Consider the following 19,497-nt stretch of genomic DNA (forward strand, 5'->3'; position numbering starts at 1 on the left):
GAGGAGTTTCATGCAGTTTTTTCTTATAACAGGCGCGTCAAAAGGCTTGGGCCGGGCGCTTACGGAACAGGCGCTTCAAGAAGGAGCCGAAGTCGCCGCGCTTTCAAGAACGATAAGCGGGGAAAAGCGCGAGGGACTGACAGAATACAGTGTTGATCTAACCGATCTCGCAGATACCGGGCGGCAGATGAAGGCGATTCTTGATCAAGCAGAGGAGAAGGGGTACTCCGCCGTCACACTGATCAACAATGCCGGAATGGTGGAACCGATCAAGCGGGCGAAAGAGGCTTCCGCCGAAGAATTGAACCGCCATTACACCCTTAATCTGACGGCGCCCGTTTTGCTCAGCCAAATGTTCACAAAGCGTTTCGAAGCGTTCAGCGGCAGCAAAACAATTGTCAACATCACATCGGGCGCGGCGAAAAATCCTTATAAAGGCTGGAGCGCGTATTGCAGCTCAAAAGCGGGGCTTGATATGTTTACGAGAACATTCGGGTTTGAACAGGAAGATGAAGAGCTGCCGGTCCGCATGATCTCATTCTCGCCGGGAGTGATGGATACAGACATGCAGGCTGTCATCCGTTCTTCGTCAAAAGAAGATTTCCATGACATCGAACGGTTCCGCAATCTGAAAGAAACGAAAAACCTCAGAAGTCCTGAATACATCGCCGGCGTCATTCACTCACTGATCGCGGGCGAGCCGGAAAACGGACGGATATACGATATCAAAGAATTTTTGTAGAGCAGCTTTCACGCTGCTCTTTTTTTGTTTGTACAATCACTCCGGGGTCCGGCGGCATATGATGAATGAAACAACGTATAAGGGGTATAAGAAATGTATCAGATGAATTGAGTTTCTCCTCGATTTATGTTAGGATTCTAAAAATATATGAAGGAGGGGTTTCCATGAGAAATGTAACGTTAATGGATGTCTTCACCCATCCAATCGCACAAAAGTATTTACAGCGTTCCGGTGTCGCCCATGCGATCGCCTGCGCGTTTCATGCATACCGTCTTGCCGTAAAAGCAGGTGTCAGCCCGGATCTGGCGGCGAAAGCGGCATTACTGCATGACGTCGGCCATTATGAATGGTACACAGACGGCAAATGGGATTATGAAAAGTACAGAAGAAACGATATCCATGCCATTAAAGGCGCGGAACGGGCGCATAAGCTGCTCATCCGGCTCGGTGAAGAACCGAAAGCGGCGAAGGACATTGCGCTGGCGATTCTGCTTCACACCGATTCCTATCTGCCTGAAGGCGAACTGGACAAGAATACGCTCCAGCAAATCGTGAAACAAGCGGATGAACTCGATGAAGAACCCGGCGGACATCACCATTACCGCCAAATGGATCACACGGCCGCGCTCAAACAAATCCAAAAGCTTGATCAGTTAATTGACCGAGCCCAATATCCCATAAGAAGCTCAGTCTAGGCCACTCATGCGGCCTTTTCCGCTTACATAACTCCGCATGCTCACTAACACCTTTTCCGCTCCGATAGACGTACTGTGTCAAAGCCTTTGTCCGCTGCATATGCTGAAGGAAAACATAGTAAAGGGGATCAGCGAAAATGGCCCATCAAGGAAGCCCGCAAATCGTCTCGTTAGTGGATCCTTACGTTTATCAGACCATCCATAAGCTTATCGGCTCAAGGTTTATCATTCAAACCGTCAGACGCATTGTCAGAGGACGGCTGATTGATGCCACTCCGGATCACATCGCCATTGAAGAGACGCATGACCGTGTATTTTATATCAGAAACCGCCATGTGGTTTCCGTCATGCCTGATTATACCGAACGCGTGTAACAGCCCGAAAAGGCGCAAACCGGAGGCGGCACTATAGAACCCCGGTGCGTCTTCTTTTTTGAGATACATAGATGCACGGCGGCTTTTTTTGGTACAATCACAGTACAAGTTCGCATGACAATAGGAGGAAATCGCTTGTTGAAATCAAAGGTCCATTTTTGGACGCTGCAAATTTTGCTCGTTTTGCTCATTATTTACGTATCAACGAAAGTCTCGTTTATTTTTCAGCCGTTTTTCGGTTTTATCACCACTCTGTTTTTTCCGATTTTGATCTCGGGCATTTTGTTTTTCATTTTTAATCCGATCGTGCGCCTGCTTGAGAAAAAAATCCCCCGGACATTGGCAATCCTGCTCATTTATCTCGTTTTCATAGGCCTGATTGCCTTTATGTTCACCGCCATCGGGCCGATTGTGGCTTCTCAGGTCACGGGGCTGATTAACAATTTCCCTGATTACATTCATCAGATTCAAGTCTTGACGGCGCAATTATCCCATTCCAAATGGTTTACGTGGATGATGACGCAGGATTATGTGTCGATAGACAAAATCCAGCAGTCTCTGACGGGGTTTTTACAAAGCCTTCCGCAAAATATTACGGCAAGCCTGTCGGCCGTGTTCGGCGTCGTTACGAATATCACGCTTGTCGTGATCACCGTTCCGTTCATTTTGTTTTATATGCTGAAGGACGGCCGGCGGTTTCCGCTCTTGGCAGTCAAAATCCTGCCTTCTTCCTACCGGGCGGAAGGTCGGAAAATATTTAACGACTTATATGTCACATTGGCCGCCTATTTCCAAGGCCAGCTGCTGATTTGTCTCTTTGTCGGAACGGCATGCTTTATCGGATATTGGATCATCGGCCTGCAGTATGCGTTAATTCTCGGGATGGTGATCGCCGTCACCAATATCATTCCGTACCTGGGGCCGTTTCTCGGGGCGGCGCCCGCGGTGATTATCGCGTTTATGGATTCGCCGGCTAAGGCGCTCTTTGCCGTTATTGTTGTCGTTGTCGTCCAGCAGCTTGACGGGAACCTGCTTTCTCCGCTTGTGATTGGGAAACGGCTGAATACCCACCCGCTCACCATTATTCTTCTGCTTATCGGAGCGGGCAGTTTCGGCGGCATTCTCGCAATGATTCTGGCCGTGCCGGTTTACGCAGTTTTAAAAGCTTTCGTCTTAAATATCGTCCGGCTTATCAAACTTCGTCAGCGGTCAAAGCTCGAAGACAGCCGCAAGCCGAAATAAAAACGGGCACAACTCCCGGTGCAGCGCATAAAATGCTGTAAAGAAAAGCGGAGGTGTGGGTATGCCTGCAATTGTGGGACCGATTTATATTATGAGTTTAGCCGGAGACGCTGCGGCGAGCTTCGGTGACGTGTTTGCCATTTCTCCCAAAGCCGTTGACCACTCAGGCGCGGGGGCAGGGGCGTTTCATTCCGGAGATTTTGTCAAAATTACTAATAAATTCAGCAAAACGCGCTTTGAAGACATCGATGTGTTTGACGAACCTGATTGGTTTAACGCGTGACAGCCTCCTTTTAGGAGGCTGTCGCTTTTTTGTAGTATAATAGAATCAGTCTTTATAAAAGGGGAATGTTTTATGAAAATCAGAAAAGCGAATATTACCGTGCAGTCCGGAATGATCGGTGATGTATATCTGCATGAAAATAAAAAAGAACAGCATACCCTTGTAGCTGTTCCGGAACTTGAGTGGAGCACGATCATTTCCTATGAGGAAGAGAAAAAGGCGCTGGCGCAGCGGCTTTTACAATCATTCAGCAAGCTGATTGAAGAAGAACCCGCCGGAGAGCTCGCCGGCAAGATCTCCCATTGGGTGGCTGAAATGTAACGAAAACGGTTTACCGCGTCCCGTCCGGGGCGATAATTGTAAAACAAGCTGGGAGGGACAGGCCGATGAGCGACAAAACGGTTGACCTTTATTTACAGCAGGGGATGTACGGCCCTCTGCAGACGAAACCGGATGAACGCCATTTATTTTTAGGCTCGCTGCGTGAAAGAGTCATCATTGCCCTGACGAAGGGACAGGTGCTGCAAAAGCAGCCGTATGAAGAAGTGAAACAGGCGCTGAAAAGCCGAAAAGACGCGGTGCTCTATATAAACGGAAGGCTCCCGTATCATGCTTATTCACCATATATGAAGCTTGCCGCACTTGCCGGTGTCCGAAGCTCCGTCATCTCGGACCTTCAATTCGAAACGCCGCTCGGCCTGGTTTTTGCCGCCGATTATGCCGTGAACCTTGACGGCATTTACGTGCAGGATGACATTTTTCAGCGCTCACTCCTGAAATCTTAAAAGGGCAAAACACCGTTTGTCATTTTACAATGCCAATTCACTTACAAGTGGAGATAGGATATAATGGTTTTCATATGAATGGCGGGGAGGCCGGCTATGAAAAAAGCATTTATATGCATTGATTATACGAATGATTTTGCAGCTGAGAACGGGGCATTAACTTGCGGAGAACCCGCGAGACAGATTGAAGATACGATTGTCAGTTTGACGCAAGCATTTATAGAAAACGGTGATTACGTTGTCTTTGCGGTAGATTCGCATGATGCAGACGATGACTTTCATCCCGAGACACACCTGTTTCCTCCGCATAATATTAACGGCACGGAGGGCAAAGAGCTGTACGGAAGGCTATCGCCTCTTTATGAGAAACATAAACACGCAAAAAACGTAAATTATATGGAAAAAACGAGATATTCTGCTTTTGCGGGAACGGATTTAGAGCTGAAACTGCGGGAACGGCAGATCACTGAGCTGCATCTTGCGGGCCTGTGCACCGACATCTGCGTTCTTCACACGGCGGTTGACGCCTACAACAAGGGCTTTCAGATCGTCATTCATCAAAACGCTGTGGCCAGCTTTAATCCGGAAGGGCATGAATGGGCCCTGTCCCATTTTAAGAACAGCATCGGAGCGCAAGTGGCAGAGTAAGGAAGGGGAAAACAATTTTGGTGGAGCATGGTTTTAAAGACGACAGTTTGTCTTTACATACAGATCTTTATCAAATTAATATGGCCGAAACGTACTGGAGAGACGGCATTCATGAGAAAAAAGCGATTTTTGAGCTTTTTTTCAGAAAGCTTCCCTTTGAAAACGGCTATGCGGTATTTGCGGGCTTAGAAAAAACAATCGAATACTTGGAGAACTTCAAATTTACCGACAGCGATCTGAATTATTTAAAAACGGAATTGCACTATGCTGATGATTTCATTGATTATTTACGGGATCTTTCTTTTACCGGATCTCTTTACAGCATGAAAGAAGGCGAGCTCGTTTTTAACAACGAACCGATTATGCGGGTCGAAGCGCCCCTGATTGAAGCGCAGCTGATTGAGACGGCTCTGCTTAACATTGTGAATTACCAAACATTAATCGCCACGAAAGCGGCCCGCATTAAAGGCGTTGTCGGTGATGAAGACGCCCTCGAATTCGGAACGCGGCGCGCCCATGAAATGGATGCGGCCATGTGGGGAGCGAGAGCGGCTTTGATCGGCGGCTTCAGCGCGACGAGTAATGTAAGAGCCGGAAAGCGTTTTAATATACCGGTATCCGGCACGCACGCTCATGCGCTCGTACAAGCGTACCGCGATGAATATACGGCATTTAAGAAATATGCGGAGACCCACAAAGACTGCGTATTTCTCGTAGATACGTACGATACGATCCGTTCGGGCATGCCGAATGCGATTAAAGTCGCAAAGGAATTCGGCGACCGGATCAACTTCATCGGCATCCGCCTGGACAGCGGGGACTTGGCGTACCTGTCAAAAAAAGCGCGTGAAATGCTTGATGAAGCGGGTTTCACAGACGCAAAGGTCATTGCTTCAAGCGATCTTGATGAGCACACGATATTAAATCTGAAATCCCAAGGAGCGAAAATCGATACGTGGGGCATCGGCACGAAGCTGATTACCGCATACGATCAGCCGGCTCTCGGCGCGGTTTATAAGCTTGTCGCCATTGAAGAGGACGGCAAACTGACCGACACCATTAAAATTTCGTCAAACCCTGAAAAAGTGACAACGCCGGGAAGAAAGAGAGTATACCGAATTATCAACAAGCTGAATCACCACTCGGAAGGTGATTATATCGCGCTTTATGACGAGCGGGTAAATGATCAGAAACGCTTAAAAATGTTCCATCCCGTCCACACGTTCGTCAGCAAATTCGTCACTGATTTCTATGCGAAAGACTTGCATGAGCCGATCTTTGAAAACGGCGTTTTATGCTATGATAATCCCGAAATTACCGACATCCAGCAATACGTGCAGGATAACCTCAAACTTCTGTGGGAGGAATACAAACGGATCAGCAAGCCGGAAGAATATCCGGTCGATTTAAGCGAAGACTGCTGGAGCAACAAGATGCAGCGGATTCATGAAATCAAAAGCAAGCTGAAACGGGAACTTGAATAGAAAACAAAGCGGCCTTTCCTATCTCTGGAAAGGCTTTTTTGTTGTGATAATATTTTTCACATTTAGACAAATTTCGTCAAGTTATTTGATATACTTATGTTCGAAGGCCGCATCTAAGGGGGTAAATGAATGAAGGTGTTTGTTGCGAGACAGCCTATCTTCAACAGAAACGAACAGGTTGTTGCTTATGAACTTCTTTACCGGGAGAGCGAAGAGAACCGTTATTCGGCCGCGGACGGAGATAAAGCTACGACGGATCTCATTATTAACAGCTTTATCAACATCGGAATCGAAAAGCTGACTGAGGGGAAACGCTGCTTTGTGAATTTTACAGAAAGCCTGATGTTTTCAGATCTCCCTACCTCCTTTGATCCTGACCAGCTTATTATCGAAATTCTTGAGGACATACCGATCACTCCGGCACTCATCTCAAGATGCAGACAGCTGAAGAAATTAGGATATACATTAGCACTTGATGATTTTTACGCCATCAATTCGGAAAATGAAGAGTTAGTGGAACAGCTGATGAAATATATTGATATTTTAAAAATCGACTTTTTGCAATCCTCGCGTCTGGAGCGCAAAAAAATCATTCAGACGTACAGCTGTAAAAGTCTGATTTATTTAGCGGAGAAAGTGGAGACGAGAAAAGATTATAAACAGGCGGCCATAGACGGCTTTCACCTGTTTCAAGGATATTTTTTCAGTGAACCGCGTGTCATCAGCGGAAATGATCTGACGTTTCATTTTCATTCTTACTACCAGCTTTTAAGCGAATTAAACAATGACCAGCCCAATATACAGCGCGTGACGGAATACATAGAGCGGGACGTCAGCTTATCGTATCAGATTCTGCGTTTTTTAAACGGATCGCAAACAAGGCTGAAAAAAAAGATAGACAGCATCCAGCAGGCTATCATGATGCTCGGGCTGAATGAGATTAAGCGCTTGATTTACATTCTTTCATTCAGAGATTTAACGGCGAAAAGCCACTCAAGCCAAAAAGAAATCATAAAGATTTCCTTAATCAGGGCCAAACTGTGCGAACTGCTGGCGAAAAGAACCGGAAGGCCCCAGCCCTCTTCTTACATGCTGATCGGCATGTTTTCGCTCATCGATACGCTTCTCCACAGGGAGCTGGAGGATATCATCAAAGAACTGCCTTTAATCGATGAAGTCGGACAGGCGCTGCTCGGTTATGAAAACGATTATTATAAGATGCTCGCGCTCGTCAAAGCCATTGAATGCAACAACTGGGACTGCGACGAGTGGGGAAAAGAACTGAACAAAGAAGAAGCGTATGAATGTTACTTACAGGCGATCGAATGGTGCCGGCAGCTGATCGATTGAGCCGCTTTAAGCCGACCACCTGAGGGCGATGATAAACCGGCTTTGCTCTCTGATCAGACTGACACGGATGCCGTCGGGATTATACGTCACGTCAAAGTCATTTTTGATGCCGGTCTGCTTAATGAGCCGCTTGACCGCTGCGGTGTCAGATGATTGCGCTGCGGTGAGGATGCTGCGCGCAAGCTCTTTTGACGCCGACAGCCGCGCAAGGAGCAGGCGCGCATCCTCCAGCATGCCCGCAGCTTCTTTTGCGGACGCTGTCAAAATATCTGCGTGAACCGGGGCACTGGGCGCTGGATGCCGGTATGGCGCGGCGAAAACAGGGCAGCATGGATACACATAATGCATACGGCGGCCTCCTTCCTGAGAAAACATTCGTTATACATGAGTATAGGCGGCGTGATAACGAGTTATGACATGCAAAAAGACCACAATGCGGGGGTTGCGGTCTTTTCGGTGTTTGTCGGTGGTTATGCGACGCTGTTCGCCCATTCTGTTTTGAAATTGCGACGGCAGGGACTATAGTCCCTGCCGGTTTGTCGGAAAACCGTTGAAAAAACAGCAGAACCGTCAGACTGGTCTGCTTTATCCTAAACGTCTGCCTTTATGGTAGTTATATAGTCCTGTTCGCTAAATGCCCTGTTCGGGACTATGGGATTACCATGGTTTGCGGTGTCACGCAGATACTTTTACACATACTTTTCGGTGAAAAATCCCGCAAAAACGTTTACACTATTAGTAACAGATCAAATACCTAGGACTCGTTCACCATACACAATTCATTGATCTTTCAAAAAAAGGAGTGTGGAAACGGTGGAAAACAAATTAGAAGAAGTAAAGCAATTATTATTCCGACTTGAAAATGATATCAGAGAAACAACCGACTCATTACGAAACATTAACAAAAGCATTGATCAGCTCGATAAATTCTCATATGCAATGAAAATTTCTTAAAAAGACTTGGAAACAAGTCTTTTTTTTGTGCATTTTTTATCCATTTCATGGATAAAGTATTATACGATTGTTAAAAAACGAAAAACCTGCTGTCTTTCATCACCTGCATTTAGTAAAATAGAATGGGAGGGTGAAGACAATTATTGAGCAAATGTGTTTAGATGCCGAAACGATTAAAGAGAAGATGAAGGAAATTGTGGAGCACAATATATGCAATACTAACTTGAAAATGTACCTTCTAAAATTTATTGCATCAAAAGATTCATTTGGATTTGCTGAATTGGCATATCAACATTACAAAGCGTTCAATGGCAGAGACACAGAGGCGATTTTAAAGTTAGCCGCAGGCATAGAATTATTAGTCCTGTCATACGACATTTATGATGATTTGGAAGATAATGATAATCTGAAAATGGAATGGATGAAAACAGGTCTCCCCATTACGCTGAATACTGTAACGGCCCTCTATACATTAAGTATACAGGTTATGAATCAGGTTAGTGAAAATCTGGATTTTCTTAAGCAAATATTAAACTTTGCATTGAATTCAATTGAGGGCCAGCAAGATGATATTTTGAATGCACCGCAAACTGAAGAAGAGTGCTTGAAAATGATTAAGAATAAATCGGGCTCTTTAACTGCAATGCCTTGCGTTATGGGAGCGATGCTGGCGACAGGAAAGTTAAACCCAATCGTTCAATCATATTCATATGAACTCGGAATAATATCCCAGATTGATAATGATTATCAAGGTTTGTTTTACTTGAATAATGATTTTGTTCAACGCAAAAATACACTTGCTTATTTATACTTAAAAAAGAGATTCAATAAAGCTTCTGAAGAAATCTTACAATGGTATGAAAACCCGGAGTTATTCAAAACCTTAAAGACTCGAGACATAAAAAAGAAATTAATTGAAGCAGGTGTAACCCAATACTTATTGGTTTTGAAGCATTTGTCGTTAAAAAAAATAAAAAGTAAGATATTTGAATTGGAGATAGAAAGAAATAAAACGGAAGCTTTATTAAATGCGATTGTTAATTTAGAGGAGGATGAAAAATAATGCAGGAAATTGTAGGATACTTAACCAAAAATCCAGAAGTTTTAAATAAAGTGATTGAAGGCAATGCTAGTCTGATTGGAGTTAGCCAGGATCAAACAGATTGTGTTATAAATGCGTTTAAGGGTATAGATGTTATTTCTTTCGGCGGTGATTGGAAATATTGAGGATGATATAAATGAAGTCCAAGTACAATAAGATTTCAGTTGTCTTAATTCTGCTTACATTGGTATATGTCATTTATCTGACTTATATAAGCACAAATAATCTTTTAGTCGGCGCCACCATTTCTGAAAATAAACAGGGCGAAATTAAAATAAAAGATGTAGAAGATTTTACAATGGCATATTACGCCGGAGTGCAAAAGGGAGATATAGTAAAGAATATTAACGGCCAAAATGTAAAGTCAATTAATATTCAAATGAATAAGCTGAAAAATGTAAACTCGATGGTCGTTGATAGAAACGGTCATGATATTGAGATTAAGCTCAATTTATTTAATGATAGGAACTTCAGTACTTACTTAATACCGATAATTTTTTATGTAGTATGTTTATTTTGCTGTTTCTTCATCATCAAGATAAATGAAGAAAAAAACTTGAAATCTGCTTTGGTGCTAATTGTATTTCTTTTGTCTGCTTCAATCGCATATATCAGTGCTGGAGGATCGGCAAAAGGCGATTTGCTTAGCAGATGCATTATGTTGTTAACATTAATAACTGTACCTTTAAATTATCTTCTGTTTCTTTATCATTACTTTAAAGAATTAGGTACAGTGCTTTTCAGCAAAAAAGTTTTCGTTTTGTATTTATTTCCAACTATAAATATATTATTTGAATTATTTCGGTCGCGATTATCTTTTGGTGATTTTATTCCAAAATTTAATTTGATTTCGTTTTTTCTTCTTTTTTTGATTGTAGCATATTACTTTATTGTTATTTTGAGAAGAAACAAAGATACTGATCAGGCACATATTATAAAGGTGCTCGTAGTTATAAATATATTGGCATTTTCGCCTTTTTTATGTCTGTATCTTATACCGTATGTATTTTTTAATGATTATTATGTCTCTTCTTTCTTAACAGCGTCATTTATGCTGCTGATACCTTTTTCACTTGTATATCAATTCATGTCGAATAAAATATATAACGTTGATTTTATCTTAAGTAAGTTAAAATATTACGGCTTTTTAGCGTTAACCCCAACTATAATTCTGGTTACGACAATTGAGTTATTACGTGAGCCGGAAGAAAATTTTTACAATCTCAAACTGACATTTTTAATTTATATTTTAATGTTAGCTGTTTTTTATTATAAAGAAATACTCGATTTCCGGTTTAAATTAAAAAGGGTCTCTGAAAGATTCAATTACCAAGACAGTATTTATAAGTTTACCCAATTAATCAGAAACTCGTCTTCTTTAAATCAGGTTTTTGGAGAATTAAAAACCACCATTCTCGAAGTAACTCTTACAAGTAAAGTGTATATATTTGAAGTTACGTATGATGGGAATGTAAAGGCATTTGACGAAAGGGATTCAAGTTTGATAGATGATTATCAAGTGCTTTTAAATAGTGTTACTGTTGAGATAGGAAAAATAACGGAGTTTAATCAAGGTTTCGCAATGAAAGTAGGAGAACGGGGAGATAGATCATTCGTTGTTCTCTGTTTGTCTAAGATGAATACGCCCCGTTTATCACGTGAAGAAATTTCTTGGTTAAAAACATTATCTTTTTACGTTAATGTTTCAATAGAAAACGTGATGAAAATCGAAGAACTCATGAATCATCTCGAAGATTTAAAGAAACAGGAGACAAACCCGGTCTGGCTCAAAAAGCTGATGTTTACGATTGAGGAAAAGCAGCGTTCGGATTTGGCCCGTGATCTGCATGATTCGGTGCTGCAGGATTTGATTTCTTTGAAGCGCCAGTGTGAGCTGTTTCTGGCCGATTTTAAGAAAGAAGAGCCTTGCCAGTTAGAGGTGCAGGACAAGCTTCATCAGATGAATGAGCAGATGTCGGATGTTATTTTGATGACCCGGGAGACGTGCCATGAGCTTCGGCCTCAGCTGCTGTATGATTTGGGTCTGGTCAAGGCGGTATCCAAGCTTGCCGCGCAGCAGCAGGAGCGTGCGCCGTTTCATATCCGTCTGAATACGGGCCGGTTTACGGCGGCGCTGGATTTGGATACGCAGCTGAATTTGTACCGCATTATTCAGGAATTTCTTTCGAACGCCATGAAGCATTCACAGGCGAATGAGGTGCTGATTATGCTGATCAGCATTCAAAATAAAGTGATTCTGCATTATGAAGACGACGGTGTCGGCTGCAATCAGGAAGAAGGCGGCGGACAGTCGATGAGCATGGGTCTTTCGGGTATTAAGGAGCGCGTCCGTGCGCTTGACGGACGGATGAAAATCGACACAAGTGAAGGAAACGGTTTTAAAGCGGATATTGAAATGGAATTGTAACCAATTTATCACCAAATCGACTTGGCAGAAGCCAAGTCTTTTTAATAAAATGGAAATGAGTGAGTAAAAGGGAGGAAACCATGAAAAAGATACTAGTGATTGATGATCATCCGGCTGTCATGGAGGGCACCAAGACGATTCTGGAAACGGACACGAATCTTTCTGTCGATTGCCTTAGTCCTGATGCCAGTGAACAATTCGTTCTCCGGCATGATTTTTCAGCTTACGATCTCATATTAATGGATTTAAATCTGGGTGATGACATCAGCGGCATAGAGCTTTCCAAGAAAATCTTAAAAGAGAATCCTCTCTGCAAAATCATTGTCTACACAGGCTATGAGGTTGAAGATTATTTTGAAGAATCCATCCGCGCGGGCCTGCATGGCGCCATCAGCAAAACCGAATCTAAAGAGAAAATCATGCAATACATATATCACGTGCTCAACGGACAGATTTTAGTTGATTTCTCCTATTTCAAACAGCTGATGACCCAGCAAAAAACAAAAACGTCTTCTTCCCCTCAAAGTGAGCAGGATCGGTTAACTCCGAGAGAGCGCCATATTCTCCAAGAGGTCGAAAAAGGTTTGACCAATCAGGAAATCGCAGATGCGCTTCACTTAAGCAAGCGGTCGATTGAATACAGCCTGACATCCATTTTTAATAAGCTGAATGTCGGCTCCCGTACTGAAGCGGTGCTGATCGCCAAGTCAGATAACGTACTATAAATCTTGAAGGGAGAATGACCTATGAATCTGAACAATACATTGCTCGGCGCACTCGGTATTGAAATCACTGAAAACACGCCGGAGAGATGCGTGGCGGTGATGCCGGTGGATAAGAGGACGGTGCAGCCTTTCGGATATCTGCATGGGGGCGCGTCAGCAGCGCTGGCGGAGACTGTTGCAAGTGTCGGGGCCCAGCATTTTATCGACCGGTCGAAACAGGCGTGTGTCGGGCTTGAGATTAATGCCAATCATTTAAAGTCCGTGAAAGAGGGCGGAACGGTCACGGCGATAGCGGAACCCGTTCACACAGGCAGGGCAACCATTGTGTACGGGATTAACATTTTCGATGAACGAGAAAGGCTGATCTGTGTTTCCCGCTGCACGCTGGCTGTTATAACAAAATAAACAAACAGCCGGAACCCTGAATCGTCCGGCTGTTTGTTTTTACAAATATGAATCTTCTTTTCGTTTGATCACAAAGTTTCTGATCCCTTTGTAATCATCCTGAACGCTTCGTTTATCAAGCGCCGCTCCCGAATTGTACGCGGCCCTGCATATGAGGTGCGCTCCGACCGGCGCCGTCAGCAGGATAAAAATGATGCCGAGCAGTATTTTTACAGAAATTTCTCCGGTCAGCATCCACAAGTAGCCTAACACCCCGAGCAATACCAAATTAACGCCGAGTGTCGAGCCTTTTGAAGAGGCGTGGGCGCGCGTATACACATCAGGAAGCCTGAGTGTGCCGAAAGACGCGACCAGGCAGATCAGCGATCCCATCAGAATACAAACGGCGACGGCCCATTTAACGATTTCGATCATTTTCGATAATCTCTCCTTTCTCCAAAAACTTAGCAAAGGCAATCGTGCCGATAAACGATAAAATGCCAAGCAGCAGAATGATGTCCAAAAAGGCCGATGTGTTTAAGAGAATGGATACAAGTGCGGTCATGGCAATCAGATTAATGCCGATCCCATCAAGCGCGACGACCCGGTCCGGTATCGTTGGCCCTTTCATGACGCGAATGACGTACAGAAGAGTCGAAACCGCCATAATGCCGAGTGATAATTGCAGAATAAACGTAAACATCAGCGGCTCACCTCCTGAATGGCTTTCTCAAAAGAGACGCGGATGTCATGGATCGCTTTCTCCGCATCTTCAATGTCCATGGCGTGTATATAAAGAATCGACCGGTCATCGGAGATATCCATCACGAGCGTACCCGGTGTTAAAGTGATTAACAGCGAGAGCAGCGTGATCTCCCAATCCTCCGTCAATTCCGTCTTAAACGCGAAAATGCCCGGGCGGATGTTCAGTTTCGGCGCTATAACGGTTTTCAGCACGCTGACATTGGCCAAATATAATTCCTTTATAAAGATCAGCACCAGTCTGATGACTGACCATATTTTCCAAATGTAAAACGGCCGCGAGAAGAAGCGCCGGAAAAAAAACAGCGCCGCCAAGCCCGCGATAAATCCGGTTATAAAACCCGCCGTGCTGAGGCTGTTTGTGAGAAACATCCAGCAAACAGCGAGAAGAACATTTAATAATAGTTGAAAAGCCATGCCATCTACTCCTCCAAAACAGCTTCAATGTATTTTTCCGGATTCAGCAGATTCTCAGCCGTCTGATTGACATACGGAGAAACCCATTCGGTTCCGAGCCCGAACAGAAGCGACAAAAGGAGAAAAGCGGCTGCCGGATAAAGAAGTCCTTTTGCGGACCGTCCGCCTGCGCCGGGGATTTCTTTTTCTTCCCCCCAAAAAGCCGTCGTAAAAACCTTCAGCACGGAATAGAGCACAAGCAGGCTTGATAAGAGAATCAATACGGAAAACAATGTTTCCCCCTTATCGAACCCGCCTTCCGCGATCTTCAGCTTGCCCACAAATCCGCTGAACGGCGGGATGCCGGCCAAAGATATGGCTGAAATAAAGAACATCCATCCTAAAACGGGATAACGGTTGATCAGTCCGCCCATTTTATGCAGGCTGGCAGTGCCTGTCAATGCGATAAGCGAGCCGGCAAGCATAAACAGCGCTCCTTTAATCAGCATATCGTGAATCAAGTAATAAACCGCTCCTTGAATGGAGGCCGGCGTGTTCATGGCAATGCCGAACAAAATCACGCCGACGGCTGTAATAATATTGTAGATGACGATTTTCATGACATCCGAAAAGGCGATAGATCCGATTACGCCGAATAGCACCGTCAGCATCGCAAGCCACATCATCAATTGGTGGGTAAAGCCCGTATCGTGAATAAAGATCAGGGTGAATACTCTTAAAATGGCATACAGGCCGACTTTCGTTAAAAGAGACCCGAATAAAGCCGAAATTGCAGCCGGCGGGGCGTAATAAGAGCCCGGCATCCAGAAATACAGCGGGAATATCCCGCCCTTTAAACCGAAAACGACGAGAAGAAGGACGCCGATCACGGTTATCAGCCCGGTCTGGCCCGATTCGCTTATTTTTACGCTTAGATCAGCCATATTCAGCGTGCCCGTCACCGCATATAAGTAACCGACGCCGATGACAAAAAACGCGGATGACACAATGTTAAACACGATGTACTTCAATGATTCTCTTAATTGAATTTTCGTTCCGCCAAGCACGATCAGCATGTAGGACGCGATAAGCAGAAGCTCAAAAAAGACGTACATGTTGAACAGGTCACCCGTCAAAAACGCTCCGCTTACGCCGGCCAGAAGAAACTGCACCCCTGAATAATAGAAAGCGCGCTCCCTTTTTTCTCCGATGGAGCGGAAGGAGTACAGGGTGACGAGCAGCCCGATTATGGCAGTTGTCAAAACAAGCAGTGCGGCAAGCTGATCCGCGGCGAGCACAATGCCGTACGGCGCTTTCCAGCCGCCGAGTGTCAGCGTCTGAATCCCGTGTGTGAAAACCGTCTGAACGAGAGCGGCGCTGATGACGATGGAGACACAGGAAGCGGCAGTGCTGAATATCCGCATCAGCATCACGTGCCTGTTCATAAAAATCAGCAGCACTGCGGCAAGCAGCGGCACCAGAATAGGCAATATCACAAAGTTATTCATGTTGATCATTTCCCCTCATTCGATCCATATCATCCGTTTTCAGTTCCTGATAGGCGCGAAACGCCATCACAAGCAGGAAGGACGTGACGCCGAACGAAATAACGATCGCCGTCAGTATGAGTGCCTGCGGCAGCGGATCGACAAACGATGTGCTTTTTCCGCCCAGTATGGGAGGAGCGCCTTTTTTCAGTCCGCCCATGGTCAGGAGCAGCAAATGGACGCCGTGGCTCAAAAGCGCGGTGCCGATAATCACGCGCAGCAGACTTTTAGAAAGCAGCAGGTAGGTTGCCGCCATAAACAAAATACCGGTAATGACAGACATTAAGATTTCCACTATTCTTCCTCTCCAATCGTTTGAATAATGGTCATCGTCACGCCGACAACAACGAGATACACACCTAAATCAAACAAAGTGGCCGTCGCAAGCTCCGTATTCCCGAGCACCGGGAGATGAAAATGGCCGAATGTATGGGTGAGAAAGGGCGCTCCGAATAAGAATGAACCTGCACCCGTTGCAATCGCGATAAGCAGACCCGCGCCCGCCACATAAATAAAATTGACGGGCAAAATCGATTTGACGGTTTTTAAATCAAAGGCCAAAAGCAGCAGCACGATGGCCGAAGACGTAATCAGTCCGCCGACAAATCCTCCGCCGGGAGCGTTATGCCCCGATAAAAATAAATAGAAAGAGAAAAGCAGAATGATAAAAGATACAAGCTTCGTTGCCGTCTGAAGGATGATGTCGTTTGTTTTTTGCTGTCTCAACGCTCTTCTCCCTCCTCTTTTACTTTTGTTCTGATCATGCCGTAAATCCCGAGTGCGGCAATCGACAGCACCGTGATTTCAAACATCGTGTCAAATCCCCTGAAATCAACGAGGATGACATTGACGATATTGTTTCCTCCCCCGAGCTTATGGCTGTAAGCGGTGAAAAAGGAGGAGATGCTGTCTTTTGTTTTTTCGCTGGAAGACGCGATTCCGAGCATTGTCACGATGAGGCCGACACCGAGAGAAATGATAAAATTCGTCATCCGGAATGTTCTTGTCTTCTTTTTCCGCCGCATTTTCGGCAGATGGTAAAAACAAAGAAGAAACAAGGCGACGGATATCGTCTCAATGACGAGCTGCGTGAGCGCCAGATCGGGCGCTCTGAAAATCACAAAAAACAGCGCGAGTGTGTACCCGACAACACCGAGTGAGATAATGGCCGTCAGCCGCGATTTGGCGAACACAGTCGCAATCGTTGCGCTCACCATAACGAGGGACAGCACGATTTCATACAGGCCGATCTCAGCCATGCCTTTCGCTGTCATGGAAAAGCCGCCTTTCATGACGAACGCCGCTCCGATGAGAATGATAAACGCCGCAAAGATATACAGCAGATAATCCCGCAAAAATCCGGTCATATAAGATGACGTCAGCTGGTAAGATCTTTTTTCCATACTGCCCGTCACCGCATCGTAAAGCTTGTTCAGCGTCAGTTTTTTCGGAAACAGACCGTACAAACGCTCCCATTTAGACAGCGTTACGTAACCGATCGTGCCGACAATGATGATGCCGAGGGTCATCATTACCTCAGCCGTCACCCCGTGCCACTGGGAAATATGGACATGGAATGTATCTCCGCCGGTTAACAGAGCCGGATAAATGGAGTTCATCGCCGGTTCAATCAGGCTGTAAGACAAAACGTTCGGTGCAAAAAACAGACTGACGGCGCAAGCGGCAAGAATCACCGGCGAAATCAGCATGCCGAGCGGTGCTTCATGCGGCGTCTTTTCAAGCTGATCAGGTTTGCGCGCGCCGCTGAACGTTCTGAAAAACAGCTTCATGCTGTAGATGAAAGTGAAGACGCTCCCGATCCATGCGAGAACGGGGAACAGCACGCCCCACGTATCCAGGCTGAAAATATCTGCATGAGCAATCCGCAGCATACTTGTAAAGAACATTTCTTTACTTAAAAAGCCGTTAAACGGAGGGAGGCCCGCCATGGAAAACGTTCCGATCAGTGAAACGGTGAACGTTACCGGCATAAGCGCCATCAGTCCGCCGAGCCTGCGGATGTCCCGTGTTCCCGTTTCATGGTCGATAATGCCGACCGCCATAAATAAACTTCCTTTAAAAGTAGCATGGTTAATTAAGTGAAACACAGCCGCGGTGACAGCCGCCGTAAAATACTCTGAATGCTGGTAATGAAGCGCGGCGGCTCCTGCGCCGAGCATCGATACAATCATACCGAGCTGGCTGACTGTGGAAAATGCCAGAATCGCTTTTAAATCGGTTTGTTTAATCGCATTAAAGGAAGCCCATACCATCGTGATCAGACCGACTGAGGCAACCGTCCAAAACCAGACGGGTGAAAATGCAAAAACCGGACTGAATCTGGCAATCAGATAAATGCCCGCTTTCACCATTGTAGCCGAGTGCAGATAGGCGCTGACAGGAGTCGGCGCCTCCATGGCATCAGGCAGCCAGATATAAAACGGAAACTGCGCTGATTTCGTAAAGGCCCCCAATAACAGGAGAACCATCGCCGGAATAAAGAACGGATGGCCTGCGATAATATGCACCTGGTTGACCATTTCCCTGATACTGAAAGAATCCGTCATCAGATACAGCAGGATAAAGCCGCCGAGCATGCACAGCCCGCCGCCGACGGTAATCAGCAGTGACTTTTCCGCACCGTAGCGTGATTTCTTCCGCTTATGCCAATACCCGATTAATAAGAAGGATGACAGGCTTGTCAGCTCCCAGAACATATAAAGCACGATAACGTTATCGACGAGCACAACGCCGAGCATCGCGCCCATAAACATTAGCAGGTACACATAAAAGGGGCCGAGCTTTTCTTTGTCCTTCGATAAGTAAAAAATACTGTAAAGCGTCACCAAAGAGCCGATGCCCGTAATCAATAAAGCGAATAACAGCCCGAGTCCGTCAAGATAAACGGTATAGTTAATACCGAGGGACGGAATCCATTCGGCCGCATATCGGACGGTTTCCCCAGCCATTGTTACAGGGAGCTTGCTGATAAAGTAAACAAACAGCACAACGGGCACTATCAGCACAAACCAGCCTGTATGGACTTGTTTTACCCGTTTATAAAGAAAGGGAACGATAAATGCAAATAAAAAAGGCGCCAAAATCGCGAAATGTAACAGCTGCAACAGAAGACCTCCTTTGCTTGTTTTTTCATCAAGCAACTGCTTTATGTAAGAGTGAATTAATCAATTCACGGTCATAGGACCCAGTACAAATTATATCGCACTTTTTTTTACCCTGCTACGGCATAATGTATTCCTTTCTGTATTTTTGTGGTCTTTTGAACCCAAAATAAATTTATCAAATATCCTGATCTTTGTATATACATTTATCTTTCAGATCAAGCTTTTAAAAAAGGAGCTGGTCAGATGAAGAGAAAGGCGGCGGCCTGTATTGGAATATTTTGTTCTATTATTGCAGGAACATTCATAGCGGACGATTTCTGCAAAACGCGGCAGCAGACGGAGGCAGATGAATGGGAGCGTTTTTTTCTCGGTGCGGAATACGCGGAAGACAAGCTGAGTGCGGCTGAATCAATGCAAACACCGTTTCAGCCGCGTGAGTATATCAGAATCGTATATAGATGAAAAGAGTTC

Annotated in this window: 25 protein-coding genes; 17 read left to right on the top strand and 8 right to left on the bottom strand. The window is 45.2% G+C overall.

Annotated features, from left to right (window positions below; translation table 11 throughout):
* Positions 1-10 precede the first annotated feature (10 nt).
* The 10 genes from SB24_RS14275 to SB24_RS14320 all read left to right on the top strand — a co-directional run bounded on the left by SB24_RS14275 (position 11) and on the right by SB24_RS14320 (position 7,603).
* Entirely contained in the window at positions 11-742 is a 732-nt protein-coding gene (locus SB24_RS14275; RefSeq protein WP_007408685.1) for a (S)-benzoin forming benzil reductase, read from the top strand.
* A 164-nt stretch (positions 743-906) separates the two neighbouring features.
* Entirely contained in the window at positions 907-1,437 is a 531-nt protein-coding gene (locus SB24_RS14280) for an HD domain-containing protein (RefSeq protein WP_003152022.1), read from the top strand.
* 137 nt (positions 1,438-1,574) lie between these two features.
* Positions 1,575-1,811: a DUF2642 domain-containing protein gene (locus SB24_RS14285; RefSeq protein ID WP_003152023.1), complete on the top strand. Its 237-nt coding sequence runs from the start codon at positions 1,575-1,577 to the stop codon at positions 1,809-1,811.
* Between the two features lie 135 nt (positions 1,812-1,946).
* The gene (locus SB24_RS14290) at positions 1,947-3,053 is read left to right on the top strand and encodes an AI-2E family transporter (protein ID WP_039254048.1); all 1,107 of its coding nucleotides are present in this window, start codon (positions 1,947-1,949) and stop codon (positions 3,051-3,053) included.
* Between the two features lie 61 nt (positions 3,054-3,114).
* Complete coding sequence (locus SB24_RS14295; RefSeq protein ID WP_003152026.1) at positions 3,115-3,336, top strand: spore germination protein; 222 nt, start codon at positions 3,115-3,117, stop codon at positions 3,334-3,336.
* A 72-nt stretch (positions 3,337-3,408) separates the two neighbouring features.
* Positions 3,409-3,657: a YueH family protein gene (locus tag SB24_RS14300; protein WP_003152028.1), complete on the top strand. Its 249-nt coding sequence runs from the start codon at positions 3,409-3,411 to the stop codon at positions 3,655-3,657.
* A 65-nt stretch (positions 3,658-3,722) separates the two neighbouring features.
* Positions 3,723-4,121, top strand: coding sequence for a YueI family protein (locus SB24_RS14305; RefSeq protein ID WP_003152031.1), 399 nt, complete (start codon positions 3,723-3,725; stop codon positions 4,119-4,121).
* 96 nt (positions 4,122-4,217) lie between these two features.
* On the top strand, positions 4,218-4,769 hold the full coding sequence (locus SB24_RS14310; protein WP_025853916.1) for a cysteine hydrolase family protein: 552 nt from the start codon (positions 4,218-4,220) through the stop codon (positions 4,767-4,769).
* Between the two features lie 17 nt (positions 4,770-4,786).
* The gene (locus SB24_RS14315) at positions 4,787-6,253 is read left to right on the top strand and encodes a nicotinate phosphoribosyltransferase (RefSeq protein WP_099686880.1); all 1,467 of its coding nucleotides are present in this window, start codon (positions 4,787-4,789) and stop codon (positions 6,251-6,253) included.
* 129 nt (positions 6,254-6,382) lie between these two features.
* A complete protein-coding gene (locus SB24_RS14320) occupies positions 6,383-7,603 on the top strand; it encodes an EAL and HDOD domain-containing protein (protein WP_039254052.1) in 1,221 nt (406 codons plus the stop codon).
* 6 nt (positions 7,604-7,609) lie between these two features.
* Here the strand turns inward: SB24_RS14320 and SB24_RS14325 are convergent, their stop codons facing one another.
* Entirely contained in the window at positions 7,610-7,951 is a 342-nt protein-coding gene (locus tag SB24_RS14325) for a YuzC family spore coat inner layer protein (RefSeq protein ID WP_014305721.1), read from the bottom strand.
* Positions 7,952-8,416: 465 nt separating this feature from the next.
* On the opposite strand from SB24_RS14325, the gene degQ reads away from it, so the two are divergent.
* The 6 genes from degQ (at position 8,417) to SB24_RS14355 (ending at position 13,217) form a co-directional block, all read left to right on the top strand.
* The gene (degQ, locus tag SB24_RS14330) at positions 8,417-8,557 is read left to right on the top strand and encodes a degradation enzyme regulation protein DegQ (RefSeq protein ID WP_003152043.1); all 141 of its coding nucleotides are present in this window, start codon (positions 8,417-8,419) and stop codon (positions 8,555-8,557) included.
* Between the two features lie 151 nt (positions 8,558-8,708).
* Complete coding sequence (locus tag SB24_RS14335) at positions 8,709-9,620, top strand: polyprenyl synthetase family protein (RefSeq protein ID WP_031378407.1); 912 nt, start codon at positions 8,709-8,711, stop codon at positions 9,618-9,620.
* Positions 9,620-9,784, top strand: coding sequence for a competence pheromone ComX (comX, locus tag SB24_RS14340; RefSeq protein ID WP_007613432.1), 165 nt, complete (start codon positions 9,620-9,622; stop codon positions 9,782-9,784). Before SB24_RS14335 ends, comX begins: the two co-directional genes overlap by 1 nt.
* An 11-nt stretch (positions 9,785-9,795) precedes the next feature.
* Positions 9,796-12,087, top strand: a complete 2,292-nt coding sequence (locus SB24_RS14345; RefSeq protein ID WP_039254056.1) for a sensor histidine kinase — start codon at positions 9,796-9,798, stop codon at positions 12,085-12,087.
* 80 nt (positions 12,088-12,167) lie between these two features.
* Positions 12,168-12,812, top strand: coding sequence for a two-component system response regulator ComA (locus SB24_RS14350; protein WP_003152052.1), 645 nt, complete (start codon positions 12,168-12,170; stop codon positions 12,810-12,812).
* 21 nt (positions 12,813-12,833) lie between these two features.
* On the top strand, positions 12,834-13,217 hold the full coding sequence (locus tag SB24_RS14355; RefSeq protein WP_007613430.1) for a hotdog fold thioesterase: 384 nt from the start codon (positions 12,834-12,836) through the stop codon (positions 13,215-13,217).
* 39 nt (positions 13,218-13,256) lie between these two features.
* Here SB24_RS14355 and mnhG read toward each other — a convergent pair whose 3' ends face one another.
* Genes mnhG through SB24_RS14390 form a run of 7 tightly spaced genes read right to left on the bottom strand, consistent with a single transcriptional unit; the run spans position 13,257 to position 19,026 of the window.
* Positions 13,257-13,631, bottom strand: a complete 375-nt coding sequence (mnhG, locus tag SB24_RS14360) for a monovalent cation/H(+) antiporter subunit G (RefSeq protein WP_003152056.1) — start codon at positions 13,629-13,631, stop codon at positions 13,257-13,259.
* Positions 13,615-13,899, bottom strand: a complete 285-nt coding sequence (locus tag SB24_RS14365) for a Na(+)/H(+) antiporter subunit F1 (protein ID WP_003152057.1) — start codon at positions 13,897-13,899, stop codon at positions 13,615-13,617. Before SB24_RS14365 ends, mnhG begins: the two co-directional genes overlap by 17 nt.
* On the bottom strand, positions 13,899-14,375 hold the full coding sequence (locus SB24_RS14370; RefSeq protein WP_003152059.1) for a Na+/H+ antiporter subunit E: 477 nt from the start codon (positions 14,373-14,375) through the stop codon (positions 13,899-13,901). The genes SB24_RS14365 and SB24_RS14370 overlap by 1 nt, the downstream gene beginning before the upstream one ends.
* A 5-nt stretch (positions 14,376-14,380) precedes the next feature.
* Entirely contained in the window at positions 14,381-15,862 is a 1,482-nt protein-coding gene (locus SB24_RS14375) for a Na+/H+ antiporter subunit D (protein ID WP_039254060.1), read from the bottom strand.
* A complete protein-coding gene (locus SB24_RS14380) occupies positions 15,855-16,196 on the bottom strand; it encodes a Na(+)/H(+) antiporter subunit C (RefSeq protein ID WP_039254062.1) in 342 nt (113 codons plus the stop codon). The genes SB24_RS14375 and SB24_RS14380 overlap by 8 nt, the downstream gene beginning before the upstream one ends.
* Positions 16,196-16,627, bottom strand: coding sequence for a Na(+)/H(+) antiporter subunit B (locus tag SB24_RS14385; protein ID WP_007613424.1), 432 nt, complete (start codon positions 16,625-16,627; stop codon positions 16,196-16,198). The genes SB24_RS14380 and SB24_RS14385 overlap by 1 nt, the downstream gene beginning before the upstream one ends.
* A complete protein-coding gene (locus SB24_RS14390) occupies positions 16,624-19,026 on the bottom strand; it encodes a Na+/H+ antiporter subunit A (RefSeq protein WP_039254066.1) in 2,403 nt (800 codons plus the stop codon). The genes SB24_RS14385 and SB24_RS14390 overlap by 4 nt, the downstream gene beginning before the upstream one ends.
* Before the next feature lie 243 nt (positions 19,027-19,269).
* Between SB24_RS14390 and SB24_RS14395 the strand changes: the two genes are divergently transcribed.
* Positions 19,270-19,488 carry a hypothetical protein gene (locus tag SB24_RS14395; protein WP_039063527.1) on the top strand — a complete coding sequence of 73 codons (219 nt, stop codon included), beginning with the start codon at positions 19,270-19,272 and terminating at the stop codon, positions 19,486-19,488.
* The last annotated feature ends 9 nt before the right edge of the window (positions 19,489-19,497 follow it).

Source organism: Bacillus sp. Pc3, from assembly GCF_000815145.1.
GTDB lineage: Bacteria > Bacillota > Bacilli > Bacillales > Bacillaceae > Bacillus > Bacillus velezensis.

Coding starts and splice junctions, on each gene's coding strand:
- SB24_RS14275 (WP_007408685.1), top strand. CDS start 11: ATGCAGTTTTTTCTTATAACAGGCGCGTCAAAAGGCTTGGGCCGGGCG.
- SB24_RS14280 (WP_003152022.1), top strand. CDS start 907: ATGAGAAATGTAACGTTAATGGATGTCTTCACCCATCCAATCGCACAA.
- SB24_RS14285 (WP_003152023.1), top strand. CDS start 1,575: ATGGCCCATCAAGGAAGCCCGCAAATCGTCTCGTTAGTGGATCCTTAC.
- SB24_RS14295 (WP_003152026.1), top strand. CDS start 3,115: ATGCCTGCAATTGTGGGACCGATTTATATTATGAGTTTAGCCGGAGAC.
- SB24_RS14300 (WP_003152028.1), top strand. CDS start 3,409: ATGAAAATCAGAAAAGCGAATATTACCGTGCAGTCCGGAATGATCGGT.
- SB24_RS14305 (WP_003152031.1), top strand. CDS start 3,723: ATGAGCGACAAAACGGTTGACCTTTATTTACAGCAGGGGATGTACGGC.
- SB24_RS14310 (WP_025853916.1), top strand. CDS start 4,218: ATGAAAAAAGCATTTATATGCATTGATTATACGAATGATTTTGCAGCT.
- SB24_RS14320 (WP_039254052.1), top strand. CDS start 6,383: ATGAAGGTGTTTGTTGCGAGACAGCCTATCTTCAACAGAAACGAACAG.
- SB24_RS14325 (WP_014305721.1), bottom strand. CDS start 7,951: ATGCATTATGTGTATCCATGCTGCCCTGTTTTCGCCGCGCCATACCGG.
- SB24_RS14335 (WP_031378407.1), top strand. CDS start 8,709: ATGTGTTTAGATGCCGAAACGATTAAAGAGAAGATGAAGGAAATTGTG.
- comX (WP_007613432.1), top strand. CDS start 9,620: ATGCAGGAAATTGTAGGATACTTAACCAAAAATCCAGAAGTTTTAAAT.
- SB24_RS14345 (WP_039254056.1), top strand. CDS start 9,796: ATGAAGTCCAAGTACAATAAGATTTCAGTTGTCTTAATTCTGCTTACA.
- SB24_RS14350 (WP_003152052.1), top strand. CDS start 12,168: ATGAAAAAGATACTAGTGATTGATGATCATCCGGCTGTCATGGAGGGC.
- SB24_RS14355 (WP_007613430.1), top strand. CDS start 12,834: ATGAATCTGAACAATACATTGCTCGGCGCACTCGGTATTGAAATCACT.
- mnhG (WP_003152056.1), bottom strand. CDS start 13,631: ATGATCGAAATCGTTAAATGGGCCGTCGCCGTTTGTATTCTGATGGGA.
- SB24_RS14365 (WP_003152057.1), bottom strand. CDS start 13,899: ATGTTTACGTTTATTCTGCAATTATCACTCGGCATTATGGCGGTTTCG.
- SB24_RS14370 (WP_003152059.1), bottom strand. CDS start 14,375: ATGGCTTTTCAACTATTATTAAATGTTCTTCTCGCTGTTTGCTGGATG.
- SB24_RS14375 (WP_039254060.1), bottom strand. CDS start 15,862: ATGAATAACTTTGTGATATTGCCTATTCTGGTGCCGCTGCTTGCCGCA.
- SB24_RS14395 (WP_039063527.1), top strand. CDS start 19,270: ATGAAGAGAAAGGCGGCGGCCTGTATTGGAATATTTTGTTCTATTATT.